The 15,909-nt window shown below is 26.2% G+C and carries 13 protein-coding genes and 1 pseudogene; 9 read left to right on the forward strand and 5 right to left on the reverse strand.

What is annotated here, in order from left to right; genetic code table 11:
* The first annotated feature begins 61 nt into the window (after positions 1 to 61).
* Entirely contained in the window at positions 62 to 370 is a 309-nt protein-coding gene (trxA, locus tag AVBRAN12647_RS06065) for a thioredoxin (protein ID WP_214117217.1), read from the forward strand.
* 4 nt (positions 371 to 374) lie between these two features.
* Positions 375 to 1,112 (forward strand): 4-hydroxy-tetrahydrodipicolinate reductase, encoded by a 738-nt coding sequence (gene dapB, locus AVBRAN12647_RS06070; protein ID WP_336614847.1) that lies wholly within the window; start codon positions 375 to 377, stop codon positions 1,110 to 1,112.
* A gap of 602 nt (positions 1,113 to 1,714) precedes the next feature.
* Here the strand turns inward: dapB and AVBRAN12647_RS06075 are convergent.
* The 5 genes from AVBRAN12647_RS06075 to AVBRAN12647_RS06095 all read right to left on the reverse strand — a co-directional run bounded on the left by AVBRAN12647_RS06075 (position 1,715) and on the right by AVBRAN12647_RS06095 (position 6,838).
* Positions 1,715 to 2,854: a tetrahydrodipicolinate N-succinyltransferase N-terminal domain-containing protein gene (locus tag AVBRAN12647_RS06075; protein ID WP_214117213.1), complete on the reverse strand. Its 1,140-nt coding sequence runs from the start codon at positions 2,852 to 2,854 to the stop codon at positions 1,715 to 1,717.
* 9 nt (positions 2,855 to 2,863) lie between these two features.
* Positions 2,864 to 4,030 carry a sulfate adenylyltransferase gene (locus AVBRAN12647_RS06080; protein WP_214150510.1) on the reverse strand — a complete coding sequence of 389 codons (1,167 nt, stop codon included), beginning with the start codon at positions 4,028 to 4,030 and terminating at the stop codon, positions 2,864 to 2,866.
* Positions 4,011 to 4,877: a response regulator gene (locus AVBRAN12647_RS06085; protein WP_214117208.1), complete on the reverse strand. Its 867-nt coding sequence runs from the start codon at positions 4,875 to 4,877 to the stop codon at positions 4,011 to 4,013. The genes AVBRAN12647_RS06080 and AVBRAN12647_RS06085 overlap by 20 nt, the downstream gene beginning before the upstream one ends.
* Positions 4,858 to 6,027 (reverse strand): 2-C-methyl-D-erythritol 2,4-cyclodiphosphate synthase, encoded by a 1,170-nt coding sequence (ispF, locus tag AVBRAN12647_RS06090; protein ID WP_336607324.1) that lies wholly within the window; start codon positions 6,025 to 6,027, stop codon positions 4,858 to 4,860. The genes AVBRAN12647_RS06085 and ispF overlap by 20 nt, the downstream gene beginning before the upstream one ends.
* A gap of 115 nt (positions 6,028 to 6,142) precedes the next feature.
* A complete protein-coding gene (locus AVBRAN12647_RS06095; RefSeq protein WP_336614848.1) occupies positions 6,143 to 6,838 on the reverse strand; it encodes a molybdenum-dependent transcriptional regulator in 696 nt (231 codons plus the stop codon).
* A 61-nt stretch (positions 6,839 to 6,899) separates the two neighbouring features.
* Here AVBRAN12647_RS06095 and AVBRAN12647_RS06100 point away from each other — a divergent pair, with 61 nt between their 5' ends.
* From AVBRAN12647_RS06100 to AVBRAN12647_RS06130, 7 genes and pseudogenes are all read left to right on the forward strand, one after another.
* Positions 6,900 to 7,565 carry an MlaA family lipoprotein gene (locus AVBRAN12647_RS06100; protein WP_336607323.1) on the forward strand — a complete coding sequence of 222 codons (666 nt, stop codon included), beginning with the start codon at positions 6,900 to 6,902 and terminating at the stop codon, positions 7,563 to 7,565.
* Complete coding sequence (locus tag AVBRAN12647_RS06105) at positions 7,562 to 8,104, forward strand: MlaC/ttg2D family ABC transporter substrate-binding protein (protein ID WP_336607851.1); 543 nt, start codon at positions 7,562 to 7,564, stop codon at positions 8,102 to 8,104. Before AVBRAN12647_RS06100 ends, AVBRAN12647_RS06105 begins: the two co-directional genes overlap by 4 nt.
* Before the next feature lie 44 nt (positions 8,105 to 8,148).
* Positions 8,149 to 10,371, forward strand: coding sequence for an efflux RND transporter permease subunit (locus AVBRAN12647_RS06110; protein WP_336607321.1), 2,223 nt, complete (start codon positions 8,149 to 8,151; stop codon positions 10,369 to 10,371).
* Positions 10,364 to 12,781: a hypothetical protein gene (locus AVBRAN12647_RS06115; RefSeq protein WP_336614849.1), complete on the forward strand. Its 2,418-nt coding sequence runs from the start codon at positions 10,364 to 10,366 to the stop codon at positions 12,779 to 12,781. Before AVBRAN12647_RS06110 ends, AVBRAN12647_RS06115 begins: the two co-directional genes overlap by 8 nt.
* Entirely contained in the window at positions 12,768 to 14,018 is a 1,251-nt protein-coding gene (locus tag AVBRAN12647_RS06120; protein ID WP_214117184.1) for an adenylosuccinate synthase, read from the forward strand. The genes AVBRAN12647_RS06115 and AVBRAN12647_RS06120 overlap by 14 nt, the downstream gene beginning before the upstream one ends.
* Positions 14,015 to 14,431: a hypothetical protein gene (locus AVBRAN12647_RS06125; protein ID WP_214117182.1), complete on the forward strand. Its 417-nt coding sequence runs from the start codon at positions 14,015 to 14,017 to the stop codon at positions 14,429 to 14,431. Before AVBRAN12647_RS06120 ends, AVBRAN12647_RS06125 begins: the two co-directional genes overlap by 4 nt.
* 162 nt (positions 14,432 to 14,593) lie before the next feature.
* A pseudogene (locus AVBRAN12647_RS06130) lies at positions 14,594 to 15,073 on the forward strand (tyrosine-type recombinase/integrase); the annotation flags it as partial.
* Positions 15,074 to 15,909: the final 836 nt, after the last annotated feature.

Here is a 15,909-nt window from a genome sequence, read left to right on the forward strand (position 1 = left end):
ATATTCATTAACTAAGTTAGATGATAATTTTTATTTACAAATATTTTTTTAGGAGAATAAAATGGCAAAAGAATTAACAAGTGAAAATATTAATTTAGCTAAAAAAGGCGTTGCTTTAGTAGATTTTTGGGCACCATGGTGTGGACCTTGCAGAATGCTTGCACCTGCTATTGAAGAATTAGCAAATGAATTTGAAGGTAAAGCATTAGTGGCTAAGGTTAATATTGATGATTGTGAAGAATTAGCTGCTGAGTTTGGAATTCGTTCAGTTCCTACTATGTTATTTTTCAAAAATGGCGAAATAGTTGATACAGTAATTGGTGCTCAAGCAAAACAAGCTTTAGCTGATAAATTAAACTCACTATTATAATAAAATGATAAATCTAGCAGTATTTGGGGCAAATGGTAGAATGGGTAAGGAGCTAGTAAAACTAGCTTTGGCTGATGAGAATATTGATTTAGTATATTCTTTTACTAAGGAAAATAATGATTATAATGAGCTTTTTAAAGCTAATGTTATAATAGATTTTTCTACTCCTGCTGCTAGTGTTGAGTTACTTGAAAAAGCTAGCTTATTAGATAATCCACCAGCTTTAGTTGTTGGAACTACTGGGCTTAAAGATGAATATTTTAAAAAAGCTACAACTTATAAAGGTAAGTTTTTTTGGGCTTCTAATACTTCATTGGGTGTTGCAATATTAAATGAACTTACGAAAATTGCTGCACTTGCTTTAAAAGAATTTGATATAGAAATTTATGAAAAACATCATAAGCATAAAGTTGATGCTCCTAGTGGAACAGCTCTAACATTAGCAAAAAATGCACTTGAAGCTAGAAATAAAGCTTTAAATAAAGAGCATAAGATTTGCTTTAATAGAGAAGGCAAAAGAGAAGATAACGAAATAGGTTTAGTAAGCCTTAGAGGTGGAAGCGTTGCAGGGTATCATAGTGTTGGATTTTATGGAGATGATGAAAGTATAGAATTAATTCATAATGCAAATTCTAGAGCAATATTTGCTAAAGGTGCTATTAATGTAGCAAAATGGCTTATTACTAAAGAGAATAAAAATTATTCTATGAGTGATTTTGTAGGTGAATTATTAAATAAGTAAATTATAAAAATATATTTTATTTTTAAAATTGCTTATAAAATTTACAATTAGTATTGCTTAATAACGAATAAAAATAATACCTTTAAACAATACAGGTTCAAAATTTATAATCGTTATTTGGGCTTAATTTTTACAATATAAGTGATTTATAAAAAAGGGTTTTTATTTTATAAAATGTTTTTAAAGTCCTTAAAATGTAATTTAATAATTTTTGTAAAACCTACTAAATAGATTTTAAAATCAATTTATGTGTTAAAAATTGATAGAATTTTTTATTAAAACAGATATTAAAATTTTTAAGAGAATTTAAGCTAAGATATTTTAAATCTTCACAAAATAATTAGTATTCAAATTTATGGATTGTATTTGCTTAATTAAAATATTTATAAAATTTTTTATTGCAGAGCAATTGTTGTTGTAAAATAAATTTGTTTTTATATTCTTTTATATTCATAAAATTATATATCAAACTAGAAATAAACTTATAATTCAAAGAATTTTATAAGCATATTATTATTGATTTATAAGTTTATATTTAATATCAATAAAATACATATTTTAAGTGATATTTAGAAATTACGATTTCTCGTAATTTCTTAGTTTTAATGTAAATCTTTATTTAGTTTAATTGCTTTTTTATTAAAGCCTACTTGAAGTTTTCCATTAGTTGAGTTTAGTCTAAAGTGTAGGGCATTTAATCCTGATAATTCTTTAGCTTTATAAACATTTTTATCAAAATTAAAATTAGGATTTGCATTCTTAAGTCCATCACATAATAACAATTCAACCTTGCTTCCACCTAAAATTGCAATACCTGCATCAATTACACAATCATCTCCTAAAACTATTCCTGTAACACTATTTGCTCCTAATAAACATCTTTTACCAACACTAATTGGTGTGCCATCAGTCCCGCTTAATACTCCTAAAATACTTGCACCACCGCCAACATCACTACCTTCGCCTACTATTGCAGAGCTTGAAATTCTACCTTCACACATCACTGAACCTAGAGTTCCTGCGTTAAAATTCACATAACTTGCACCTGGCATAATCGTTGTTCCATTAGCTAAATGTGCTCCTAATCTAACCTTAGAAGTATCTAAAATCCTTGTATTATCAGCTGGGATTATTGTTTGTAAATATCTTGGGAATTTATCTACAAAATCAATTTCAGGATAAGTTTTGCTAAATTTTAATTCAGCTTCAAATTCTCTTAAATATTCTAATTCATAAGGTTTTGAATTGCTCCAAGCAAGATTTTTTAATAGTCCAAAAGCTCCATTTAGATTAATCTCTCTTGGTTTTACGAATTGTCTTGATAATAAATGTAGTTTTAAATAAACACTAGCAATACTTTTAGGTGCTTCATCACTATTTAGTGCAACTAGGAAAAATCTTTCATTTTTTATATTTTTTAAAGCTGCTTTTAGACTTATTATATTTTCGTGTCTTTTGCCATCGTTTTCAAAGCATTCAAAATGTTTTAAGATATTTTTGATTTGCTCTTCTTTAAGCTCGATACAAAACTCACTTTCATTTTTGTAATTATTTAGTGCTAATTCTTTAAAATACACAGCAAAAGTGCCGAAATTTTGCATATAATTTACATTTGCAAAATCAATATAAATTAATTCTTTGCTTTTTTGTCCGAAATACCCAACTCCTAAAGCAAACGCAAGTGGTTTAAAAAAGTCTTTTTCACTTTGAACTTTTTCACAAAATTCATTAAAATTATTCATAAAATCTCCTTAAATCATATAACTTGTTTGATATAAAGTAATTAGCTCTTTATAAAGGTCTTCATCACTTCGTTTTTCTATAATACCATTACTTGGAAATAATCCATCATAAATCATTTGAACATTTTTAAATCTATTAGGGTGTAAGTGTGCTAATAGCTTTGCTGATATTTCTTTTCTTACTAAAACGGTTGGCGGGATTAGCCCTGAATGAAGCATTTCTCTAATCATTGATGAACGATATTTTATGTGATGATGAGCTCCGTGTGGGCATGATTTTGTGCTTACCATTACATTGCATTTATTACAAAATACAAATTCAGGTAAAACTATTAGCTCTAAGCCTGTTTTTTTAGATAATTCATCTATGGCTGTATGAGCTAAATTATTATCATAAAACAATCCTAAACCTTGATGGTTTTGTCCTATTACTAGCTTATTTGCACCAAATGAACTTGCCAATAAACATTCGTAATTTGGGTCAAGATAAGGACTAAATAAATCTATGTTTTTTAAATACACAGGGAAAATTCTCTCAAGTGGTAAAAAGTTTTTCGCATAGTATTCAAAGCATTCTTTTTTTGCTTGAAAATTTAAAGAATTTGTATCATATCCTTCAACTACGAAAATTATCACTAAATCAGCCTTATCAATAGTCCATCTTAGCATTCTTTCGTGTGCTCTTGTAATTGGGTCGGCATTTAGGATTAGGGCTGTTATTTTCTTAGCATTATTTTTTTTGATTTTATTATTTAGAGCAGTTTTTACTTTTTTAAATTCATTATTAAAAATCTCAACCTTTCCTGCTATGCAAGGATTTAATTCTTTATCTAATTTGCAAGTATTTGCACTAAATATATTTGTATATGCTTTATCATTATCAAAAGTAGTTGCTTGAGTGATTTTTCCTACTTTTTTATCATTTAATATTAAAGCAACTTCATTGTTGCATTGATAGTTTTTAATATCATTATTTAATTCGTAATTAGGAGAAAAAGCCAAAGTACAGGCTGATATATTTTTATCAATTGTGGCGGAATTAAATTCTTTAAAAACTTCTTCTTTATTTGGTAAATATCCATTGGTATTAAAAGAATTAATTTCAATTAGACTTAATATACTTAATTCTTTTTCAGTAATTTTTATTTCTTTTATTTTATTTTTTATTGATTCCATATTTTCTCCTTTTTTCCCAAAGTGATTTTCTGCTTAATCCTAATTTTTTACTAAGTTCTGTATCAGAATAGCTTTTTTGCCAATTAATTATCATATTTTTTATGTAATCATCAATTGTTAGAATTTCTCCTAATGCTAGTGTATTTGAATTGTCTTCTAGCTCAATTATGTTAAAGCCTTCAATATCGGCATTTCCATTAGTGTGAAATATAAAATTTTGCCCTTTACTAAGCTTGATAATTTGCTCTAATTTAGAGCCTTTTAAAACTTGAAAATTTGTAAAATATCTAATATCTCTATCTCCTACTAATAAATTATTTAGGTTAAATGAGCTACTTAAATCAGTAAAATGAATATTTACATTATGAGAAAATACATAATTAAAAACATAGCTATCTGCTAAGATTTGCTTATTTGTTTTTATTAGTGTTGGAAATACTAATCTTTTTGCTGTATGAAATTTTGAATCAATAACTGATTTTATATAGCTACTTAATGCGGTATTTTGAGCTTTTAGCTTGTTGTAGCCATAAAAATAGTTTATTTTTCTAATAAGTTCTTCTATCATAAAAGGTTTTTGTATGTAATCATACGCTCCAGCTTCAATAGGCATACTAACTGTATCACTACTCACATAAGAAACTAACAATAATATAACGCTATTTTTATGATTTTGAATAACCTTTAAAAAATTATCTATATTAGTAGATAGCAAAATAACATCATAATATTTGTTTTTTATATCTTTAAAATCATTTGCAACTTCACAAATATATCCAGCATCATTTAGCTTTAAAGCCATACTTTGAGCTAAGTAAATCTCATTTTCAACTATTAATATTCTCATACTCGCTCCAATCAAATAATTTCATATTAACAACTACGCTTACGCTTATACCTTCGCATCGCCCAACAAAACCTAGTTTTTCTGTTGTAGTAGCTTTTATATTAATATTGCTTGTTTTTAGGGTAGTGATTAAATTTTTTAGCATTTCTTGTTTATGTTTTAAGAGTTTTGGTTTTTCAGCACATATTGTAATATCAGCATTAATTAACTCGTATCCATAAGATTTGCATTTATCATAAGCAAGTTTTAATAGTTGCATAGAATTTGCGTTATGATAATTATCATCATCAGGGCTAAAAGCAGCCCCAATATCTCCTAAGCCACAAGCTCCAAATAAAGCATCAGTAAATGCGTGAGCTAATACATCTCCATCAGAGTGTGCTTTTAGAGCATATTCTTTTCCTAGTCTTACACCTGCTAAGATTAATTCTTCATTTTTATTATCTTCATCTAATTTATGCCCTACATTAGAGTGGCAAAACTCATGCACATCGTATCCATATCCAACAAAAATATCTTTACTTGGCTTTGCTAGATTGAGTAATTTTAATTTTTGCAAGTCATTTTTTGTAGTTATTTTAAAGCTTAATTCATCTCCATTTATAGCTTTTATTGTTCCATTATTTGCTAATATTGCCGAGCTTTCATCTGTAAAATTTTTTAAATTCGCAGATTTTAAAGCAGAGCTTTTGCTAAGTTGTGGGGTTTGAACCAATCTTAGTTCATTTCTATTTAAATAGCATTGTTTTTCTTCATTATAAATTGTATCAACAATTTTAATAGCTGGAAAAACGCAATCATAATTTTTAGCATTTAATATAAGTTCGTTTAATACATTAGGATTTATAAAAGCTCTTGCTACATCAGTAATTAAAACATATTGAGAATTTACTTTTTCTAAAGCATTTTCAATACTTTCAAATCTTTCTTTACCGCCTTTAACATAAATATAATTTGGCTCTTTAACTTCATAAAAACAAGGCTCATCACAAACAATTATTATTTTTGAAAACTTATATAATTTCTCAAATTCTTTTGCTAAATATAGCCATAATGGGGATTTATTTATATATAAATTTTGCTTTTTACAAGGTAAATTAAACCTAGTAGAATTACCTGCAGCTAATAAAATAAGCGTTATATCCAACATAATTATCCTTAAAATTATGATTTTGAGTAAGTTTTTAACATAATTTTATTTAAATCTTATCTAAAATGTAACATTTTTATAAATTAAATTAAAAATTGTTACATTCCGTAACAAGTTATAAAGATACTATGATTTTTTTAGCGGGAATTTGAAATTGAATTACATCATTTATTGAGTAATTTTTACATAATTTATTTTTTTTACCAATTGCTTTGATGATTTGGTTATTAAAATTCAATGTAAAATAAATTAGCTCATCTTTAATATCTATATTTTGAATAATTGCATTAAAGCTATTTTCTTTATTATTTTCTAATTCTATAAAATTAATTTTTGCTATTAATATAACTTCATCAAATAATTTTAGATTTAATTCAGTAAGAGCAGCTACTGAAATATTTGCTTTTATTAAGTCATCACCGCATTTGCAAGTTAGATTTATATAATTTTTCTCATTTTTAATCTCAACTATTTTAGCCTTAATTTTATTTTGAGCTGATAGTTTATAGGTAAAATCATCATTGAGTTTGGCTTTAAAATTGCAAAATTCTTCATATTTTTTTAATATATCTTCACTAAAAGCACTTAATTTACTTCCTTCTTTTCTTGAAGTATTTGAAAATAGATTATACTCACTAGCTTTGCTTATTTCATCAAGACTATCCCAAGCATTTTTATAAGAAATATTCAAATTCTTAGCAGCTTTGCTAATGCTTTTGTCTGTTTTAATTTGTTGTAAAAGCAATATATGTTTTTTTGTAATTTTTACATTATCATTTAAAATAAATTCAATTTCTAGATTAATTTTCATAGTTTGTTCTTAATATTTTTTTGTTATTATTTGCCAAAAATACTAAATATGGAGTAATTTTGTGATAAAAAAATTATTTTTTATCCTTTCTTTGATTACGCTAGTAGTTGCGAACGAAATTGATGATTTTGAAGCAGAATTTAATCAAGTAGAAAGAGTAGATAAATTTTATAATTACAATAAAGCTGTTACTAGTTTTAATTATGCAGTTTATAATATGAGTTTAAGACCACTTAGCAATATTTACAATACTATCACTCCTCCAATAGTTAAAAAAGGTGTTAATAATTTTTTCCACAATTTAGGGTCTCCGCTTAGATTTATTACTTTATACTTGAGTGGAGAATTTAAATCAGGAACTGCTGAATTAGGAGCATTTTTAGGTAATACCACATTGGGTTTAGGTGGTATTTTAAGACCTTTTAAATATGAAAAAGAAAGTGATTTTGGCTTGATGCTTGCTAGATGGGGTGTTCCACCAGGAGAGCATATTGTTTTACCATTTTTAGGACCTTCAAATGTAAGAGATGCTTTGGCTTTGCCGTTTGATTATGCTTTAAAGCCTAATTTTTATTTAACTAATAATGCTAGTATTAGCGTTTCTACTTTTGGGCTGATTGATAAAACAAGTAGTAATTCTGCTTTAATTAATGAAGCTTATAAAAGTATAAATCCTTATGTAACAATAAGGGATTTTTATGAAAAAAACCGAAAGGAATTAGAATGAAAAAATTATTAATAATAGCTTTAAGCTTAGCAAGTTTATATGCTTACAAAATTGATACTTTTAAAGATGACATTGTTTTAGATGTTGCAAAAATACAAGATATCTTTAAGGGTGATGGCAATGATAAATCACAAGATTTATTTAATTTATTAAAAGATGATTTAGATATTGAATTAATGACAAAATTAGTTCTTTCAAAAAACGCTAATGAGTTAAGTGCTGAAAAATTAGCAGAATTTCAAAATATTTTTATAGAAAGACTTAAAAAAGATTTTTCATCTAAAATTGATTTGGTTAAAGGTAGTAGCCTTGAATTAACAAGCACTAATGTAGATGATAAAAGATGTCAGGCAAATATGAAAGTTGAGTATGAAGAACAAGTTAAAGAAATGATATTTAAGTTTAGAATTATCAATAACGAATGTAAGTTATATGATATTGATATTTTAAATACAAGTTTAATAGCTAGTTATAGAGCTCAGTTTTTAGATATTATAAAACAGAGTGGAATTAATGGCTTATTTGAAAAGCTTAAATGAATAAAATAATTAATTTTCTTCTTGTAAATTCTAAAAAAGTTTTTATGATAACTCTTTTACTTTGTTTAGGGTTATCATATTATTCTACTAAGATAGAAGTTGAAGCAAAATCAACTAGCTTTTTCTTAGAAGATGATAAGGATTTACAACTATTTAATGAAAGTATAAAAACTTTTGGTTCTCAAGATTTTTTAGTATTAGCCTATAAAAGCCAAGGCGATGTCTTTAGTATTGAAAGTATTGAAAAACTTCAAAATATAGAGAAAAAACTATTAAAAATAGATGGTGTTAAATCAGTTCTTAGTATTTTAAATGCTCCATTATTTTTAAGTGATGGAAAAAGTATAAATGAAGGAGCTAATTTATTAAAAGCTAAAGATGAAATAAGTAAAAATAAATTTTATTTAAAGAATTTAATTAGCAAAGATTATTCAGTTGTTGATTTTTTAATATATGCAAACAATCCAGATGATTTGATTGTTACATTAAAGCAATTTGCGCTTGATAATGATTTGATTTTAGGTGGGATGAGCGTTATTGCAAGTGATATGATTACTTATGTTAAATCTGATTTATATGTTTATGGAATAGGGTTGTTTGTATTATTATCAATTGCTATTTTTATATTTTTTAGAAGTTTGTATTTTGTATTTGTTTGTATGTTTATATGCTTAATTTCTCTTTTTAGCACGACGGGAATTTTGGCGATTTTGGGTTATAATATAACCGTTATTTCAAGTAATTATGTAGCATTGGTTTTAATTATTACAATTTCTGTTATAGTGCATTTATTATCTCATTTTTCAGAACTTATAAACTTTAATAAAAATACAGATAGATTAACACAAGTAAGACACACATTATTAGCTAAGGCAAAACCTAGTTTTTATGCTATTTTAACAACCGTAGTTGGGTTTTTAAGTCTTGTTTTTTCAGGAATAAAACCTATTAGTGAATTAGGCGTTATGATGAGCATTGGTATTAGTGTTAGTTTGCTTTTATGCTATTTATATTTGCCTTATTTGTTACTTGCAAAAAAAGATTTTAAAAATGTATATTTTGCTAAAGAGCCTAAGTTTTTATTGTTTTGTGCAAATACTGCAATAAATCATAGAAAAATAGTATATTTTGTAAGCTTGATAATAGTTGTTTTTGCTATTGTTTCAATTCCAAAGCTTAGTGCTGAAAATAGTTTTGTGAATTATTTTAAAGATAGTAGTGATATTAAAAAAGGTTTATTATTAATTGATGAAAAACTAGGTGGAACGCTTCCGTTAGATGTAATTGTTAAATTTAACGATGAAGACGATGAACAAGCTGATGAGTTTGCTGAATTTTTAGATAATAGTGATAAGTACTATTTAACACCATCAAAAGTAGAAATTCTAAAAAAAATTCATAATTTCTTAGAAAATCAAAATTATGTAGGCAGTGTTTTAAGCCTTTATTCGCTTTTAGATTTTGCAAAATCTATGAATAATGGTAAAGATATTGATGGCTTTTTGCTAAATATATTGCAAAATAACCTTGAAGAAAGCACTAAAAAGCAAATTATTTATCCATATTACAACGAAAAATCAAAAGAATTTAGAATAGCAATTAGAATGGTTGATAGTGATAAAACTTTAAAAAGAGCTAAATTTTTAAAAGATTTAAATGATAATTTAAGAGAACTTACAAAAAATGATAATATAAATATTCAAGTAAGTGGAGTTATGGTGCTTTATAACAATATGCTAAGCTCACTTATAAGCTCTCAAGTAGATACTCTTAATTTTGTTATACTTAGCTTATTTGCATTATTTTTAATAATTTTTAGAAATATAAGATTTAGTATTATTGGAATAATTGCTAATTTGATTCCTATTTCATTATTATTTGCGATTATTGCTTTTAGCGGGTTAAGTCTTGATTTAATGAGTATTACAATTGCAGCAATTTCTATTGGAATTGGAGTTGATGATATAATACATTATGTTCATAGATTTAAAGAAGAAATCAAAAAAAGGAATTTAAATGATGCTATTAGGGCAAGTCATCAAAGTATTGGTTCAGCACTTTATTATACAACTTGCACTATTGTTTTAGGATTTTGTCTTATGATGAGCTCTAATTTTACACCTACTATTTATTTTGGATTACTGACTGTTTTAGTTATGATTTTATTATTATGCGGTTCTTTGTTTTTATTACCATCACTTATAATTAGTTTATATTTTAAGGGTTATTTTAAAAACGAATTATCAAAGAAGGATTTAAGTGCTTAAGTTTAATAATATAATTTGGCTTTTAAGAAAAAATTTTTTTATTACTTTTATTTTACTTGTATTAGTATTATTTTTTAGTTTTTATGTAAATTTTACAACAGTCAATGATAAACTAATTAATAATAACAAATTGATTTCTCATAGTATTCAAAATGCTATAAAACAGCATAAAATTAGACTAGATTTATATTCAAAAGCACTTGAGATGAATCCTAGTTTAAAAAATTTAGACTTAAATACATTTTCAGCATTTTATTATCTTAATGAAGATGGAGAAGTTTTAGATAAAATTAGCAGTGATGAAGTTGACCCTTTAAAAAAATTTATAGAAATTAATACTAGGAATTTAACTGGCAAAACTACTTATATTAGCGAATTAATTACTACTAAAGACTTACAAAGTAGCATATATTTTGCAAAAAAATTAGAGAATAATAAAAATACATTTTTGGTTGCAAAGCTTGATTTAAAAGAACTTTTAAAAAGTGTGAATAAATTTAATACTGATTATATATTAGTAGATTCTTTTGGTAATGTTTTGTATTCAAGTAATCAATCAAAATTAGATTTATCTGTCAATGTAAATGAGTTTAGTTACTATTGGTATTTATCTGGAATTTATCAAACAGCAAGTAATTCTGATAATATTATTAAAGAAGTAGAATATAGCGGCTTTAATGTGAGAAGCTTTATATCTGTAAGCGAGTATTTTAATTATTATTTTGTGTTAAGTGCATTTTTGCTAATAATATTAGTTATGTATTTTTGGAACGCTTATCTTGATTCTATGTTGGTTGAAAATGGTTTAGTAAGACAAGTAAGGTATTGCTATGATTTACAAGGTGCTAGCGATATTGATGAGTTTCAAAATTTTGAGCTAATAGAAGGCTCTGATTTAGAAGATTTGCAAAAACAAACGGCATTTTCAGTTCTTGAATATAAAGATATTAAAAAAGAATATAGAGAATTAGAACAAAGACTTAGCTCTATGTTTAGTAAAAGCACAATTCCTATGCTAATGATTGATGCTTTTACGGCTAAGATTTTTAAAGCAAATCAATCAGCACTTGATTTTTATAATCAAAAAATTACAGGTATGTCTAAAATGAATTTGTATATGCTTGGTAAAAAAGAGCAAAGAGATACCATTATAGACCCGATAAATTTTGCAAACAATATGCAAAATTCTATTAAAAATCAAGGATTTTATATACAAACTGAACACTATGTGAATGGAGAAGACTTTAAAGAAGTTAAAATATATCCATTCGTTATGAGATCAGAGAGATTTTGCTACGATATTTTGATGATTTTAGATACTAATATGGTTAGTAAAAGTTATGAAAATATTAAATCTCAATATGAAGCTTTAGAAAAAAGTTTCATTATTACTATGAATTTTACCCTTAAAGGTGGTAAGTTAAAAATAAGAAGTTGTAGTAAAAATATAGATAGAATTTTAGGTTATACAGCTTTAAGTTATACTTATTTTAAAGAGCTTTTACATAAAAGTAGCTATCCTGCTTATATTGAATTTTTATTAAAATTAAAAAATCTTAAAGATAATAGTTTTACAAATTATTCTAAAGTAATTGAACAAAATTTATATTTAAGACAAAATAATGGTAGATATGCAGAATTTAAAGTTAGCTTTAATATTTCAAGAGATTATAATTATGATAGTAAACAAGCTAGATTTTTAAATATAACAGCTCATCTTGCTTTATTAAAACAAGATATATTAGAAGATGAAATAAAAGAACCTATATCTTTTAGTGATATTTATAAACAAAGTAATTCTATCATAGGTATATTTGATAAAGAATTTAAATGTATTAGTGCCAATAAAGAACTAAGAAATTTATTAAATACTCAAAATGTACCTAAGATATATTTAAAAGACTTGTTAGCAAAAGAACAAGATAAAATTATTGCAAATATATTAGATGGCAAAACTTGTTTTATTAAGGATATTGTTTATTTAAAAGACTTTAATAACATATTGCATCCTAATAAATTAAGCTATGTTGTAACTAAGAATTCTTTAGGTGAGAATTTATATTGTTTAATTTTTAGACAAGAATACGACCCAGCAGAATTGGATAATTTTGTTGTATTTTGCAAAAATAGAATTGTAAATAATGAGAATTTAGATATTTTGTATTGCGAATATTACTATAAAGTAATTGGCAATAGAATTAACAATAATGAATCTTTTGATAATTTAGATTTTGATAAATTCTTAAATAATATTAGAAATTTTGATTTTACTAATGAAGAATTGGCTATTAAAGCAGATTATATGAGTAGATTAGTATCTTTAGTGAAAGAAAAAAATAGAGATAAAATTATGCAAATGTATGAAAACGGAAATAATATTTTTATAGGAGATATATATGAGCAAAGCTGACATATTAGTAGGTATTCAGTGGGGAGATGAAGGTAAAGGCAAAGTTGTAGATAAATTATGTGCTAACTATGATTTTGTATGTAGGAGTGCAGGAGGACACAACGCAGGTCATACTATTTGGGTTGATGGAGTTCGTTATGCTTTACATTTATTACCTAGTGGTATTTTGCATCATCGTTGCAAAAATGTAATAGGAAATGGGGTTGTATTAAATCCTGAAGTTTTAATTACAGAAATGGCTCAATTTGATAATTTAGAAGGTAGATTATTTATTAGTGATAGAGCTCATCTTAATTTAAGTTATCATGCACAAATTGATATCGCTAAAGAAAAATTTAAAGGTGATAATGCAATAGGAACGACTGGTAAAGGAATAGGACCTTGCTACGCTGATAAGATTTCAAGAAGCGGGCATAGAGTAAGTGAGTTGCTTGAACCTGAAAAACTTTGTAATGCAATTTTGAAAGATTTTGTGATAAATAAACCATATTTTGATACTTTAGGTGTAAATGCTCCTGATGCAAATGAGCTTTTAGCTAATCTTAAAAGATATAAAGAAATGTTAGCGCCATTTATTTGTGATACTACAAGACTTATATGGAAAGCTTTAGATGAAGATAAAAAAGTCTTATTAGAGGGTGCTCAAGGTAGTTTATTAGATATTGACCACGGAACTTATCCTTATGTAACTAGCTCAACAACTATTGCTGCAGGAGCTTTAAGTGGTTTAGGATTAAGTCCTTATGAAGCAGGCAAATCAATAGGAATAGTAAAAGCTTATACTACAAGAGTTGGACACGGACCTTTCCCTACAGAAGATAAAACAGAGCAGGGCGAAAGAATAGGCGAAATAGGAAAAGAAATAGGTGTTAGCACAGGTAGAAAAAGACGCTGCGGATGGTTTGATGCAGTAGCTGTAAGATATACTGCTAGATTAAATGGGCTTAGCGAACTTGCTTTAATGAAATTAGATGTTTTAGAAAATTTTGATAGTATTAAGATTTGTAAAGCATATGAATATAAGGGCGAAATAATTGATTATGTTCCAGCTGATTTAGAAAATGTAAAACCAATTTATGAAAGTGTTGATGGCTTTGGTAAAATTTATGGAATTAGAAGATACGATGATTTACCTGTAAATGCGAAAAAATATATCTCAAAAATTGAGGAATTAGTTGGTGTAAAAATAAAAATGATTTCTACTTCTCCTGAGCGTGAAGATACAATCATTTTATGAAATTTAAACAAATATTAAGTGTAAAAAAGCAAGCTTTACAAAATGCAGAGCTTGCTTTAAATAAAGCAAAACTTAAAAAAACTGCAATTGAGCAAGAATTTGAATTAGTAAAAAAAGAATTAGACACATATCCAGAACCAAAAACTATACTTGAAATAAAATTAGCAAATGAAGCGATTTTTTTTAATTTAAATAAACAAAAAGAATTACTAGAAAAAATTAGTTTATGTGAAAAAGAGATAGTGCATTTTACTCATTTGTATAAAAAAGCTTCGCTAGATTATGAGAAAATAAAATACTTACACGATGAAGAAATTAAAAAAAAGAAAAAAGAATTTGAAAAAAAACAAGCGTTAGAGTTAGATGAGATTGCAACAATGAGATTTTTTGCAGCTAATCAAGATATAAATTAAGTTTAAGGTTTTTAGTAAGATATTTTATAAATTGCTAAAAAAGGCTATAAACCAAAAATAACTTTATTTTAGACATACAACCGATATTCAAAAGAATATAATTAAAGCAATTGTTAATAATAAAGATAAATATAGTAATATTTTTTATACGGAAGAAGAAAAAACGAAGTATTAAGCCTTAAGTGGAAAGATATAGATTTTATAAATGAAAGCTATATAATACGCTCCGAAAATTGTAAAATCTCTAAAACTATGGAATATTCTTTAACCCCTTTATTAAAATATAGATTAAAAGAGCATTATAAAAATACTCTATTTAACTCACCTAAAGATTATGTATTCACAAACCCAGATACAGCAAATAAATATATAGATTTACGCAGAGCTTGGAATAACTTTTTAAATAAAAACAATCTACCAAAAATGAGACTTCACGACATAAGGCACTTAATAGGAACTTATGCTATTAATCATTTAGGACTTAGTATGGAAAGCGTAATGCTTACCTTAGGACACGCTAACATTACTACTACTCATCACTATTTAACACGCAATAAAAACCTTTCAAAAATGGTAATTAATAGCATTTTAGAAAGTATTATTATTCCTAATAATAATGATGATTTACAGAAAGCCGAGTAAATAAAAAAACTTCAATTGGGGTTATTAGGGGTTTACCCCTAATTAACAACGAACACGCCAAAGCGTGTGAGTGGAAGCATTGAAAAACGAAGTTTTTCACACTCTATCTATTCTAACGCATAAAAACGCCCTTTATTTCAAAAATCTACTAAAAACAATGATAACTCTTTCTTATCAGCCCTTAATAACTTTAAGCTTAATTACGCTTATTTAAAAGCTATATCTTAGAGTTTATAAAATATAATGCTAAATTATGTAAAAAGAGCAATAAAGGGCGTGAGTTATGGCGGGGGGCGTGAGCCCAACGCCGTAACGAACCCCGCCTTGTCTTATTTATACAAATTTGCGAGATTTTAAAAATTCGCCCCTTAAATGCCTATGTAATAGGCATTTTAACCTTATTAAGTTTCACTTAAGAAAAGCAATAAATCAACATAAAAAAACAACATTTTCAAAGTAAAATAAAACTAAACTATTTTAAGAATTTTTTAAGTTCAAAGATGTTAAAATTCTAAACATTTATATAAAAAAGAAGTCTGATAAAGATTTATATATTAAATAAGTATTCTAATTATGCTAAAATGGTTGCGAAAGAGGGATTTGAACCCCCGACCTTCGGGTTATGAGCCCTAATTGCTCAAAACATACCATTTTTAAGTAAAGTTTAATTTTATTTTTGCGTTAGTATAATAGTATATTCTTAAATATAACTTAAATGATTATATATCTAAAAAATAGGCTTTTAAATTACTTTTAAAACTTATAGAAAAAAATCTCGCACTTTTTTAATAAATTGACAAGGCGGGGTTAGTTATGGCGTTGGGCTCACGCCCCCC

This window comes from Campylobacter sp. RM12647 (assembly GCF_020138135.1).
In the GTDB taxonomy this organism is placed as follows: domain Bacteria; phylum Campylobacterota; class Campylobacteria; order Campylobacterales; family Campylobacteraceae; genus Campylobacter_E.

Bases quoted from the DNA above. Each gene is read 5' to 3' on its own strand.
- trxA (WP_214117217.1), top strand. From the start codon at position 62: ATGGCAAAAGAATTAACAAGTGAAAATATTAATTTAGCTAAAAAAGGC.
- dapB (WP_336614847.1), top strand. From the start codon at position 375: ATGATAAATCTAGCAGTATTTGGGGCAAATGGTAGAATGGGTAAGGAG.
- AVBRAN12647_RS06075 (WP_214117213.1), bottom strand. From the start codon at position 2,854: ATGAATAATTTTAATGAATTTTGTGAAAAAGTTCAAAGTGAAAAAGAC.
- AVBRAN12647_RS06080 (WP_214150510.1), bottom strand. From the start codon at position 4,030: ATGGAATCAATAAAAAATAAAATAAAAGAAATAAAAATTACTGAAAAA.
- AVBRAN12647_RS06085 (WP_214117208.1), bottom strand. From the start codon at position 4,877: ATGAGAATATTAATAGTTGAAAATGAGATTTACTTAGCTCAAAGTATG.
- ispF (WP_336607324.1), bottom strand. From the start codon at position 6,027: ATGTTGGATATAACGCTTATTTTATTAGCTGCAGGTAATTCTACTAGG.
- AVBRAN12647_RS06095 (WP_336614848.1), bottom strand. From the start codon at position 6,838: ATGAAAATTAATCTAGAAATTGAATTTATTTTAAATGATAATGTAAAA.
- AVBRAN12647_RS06105 (WP_336607851.1), top strand. From the start codon at position 7,562: ATGAAAAAATTATTAATAATAGCTTTAAGCTTAGCAAGTTTATATGCT.
- AVBRAN12647_RS06110 (WP_336607321.1), top strand. From the start codon at position 8,149: ATGATAACTCTTTTACTTTGTTTAGGGTTATCATATTATTCTACTAAG.
- AVBRAN12647_RS06120 (WP_214117184.1), top strand. From the start codon at position 12,768: ATGAGCAAAGCTGACATATTAGTAGGTATTCAGTGGGGAGATGAAGGT.
- AVBRAN12647_RS06125 (WP_214117182.1), top strand. From the start codon at position 14,015: ATGAAATTTAAACAAATATTAAGTGTAAAAAAGCAAGCTTTACAAAAT.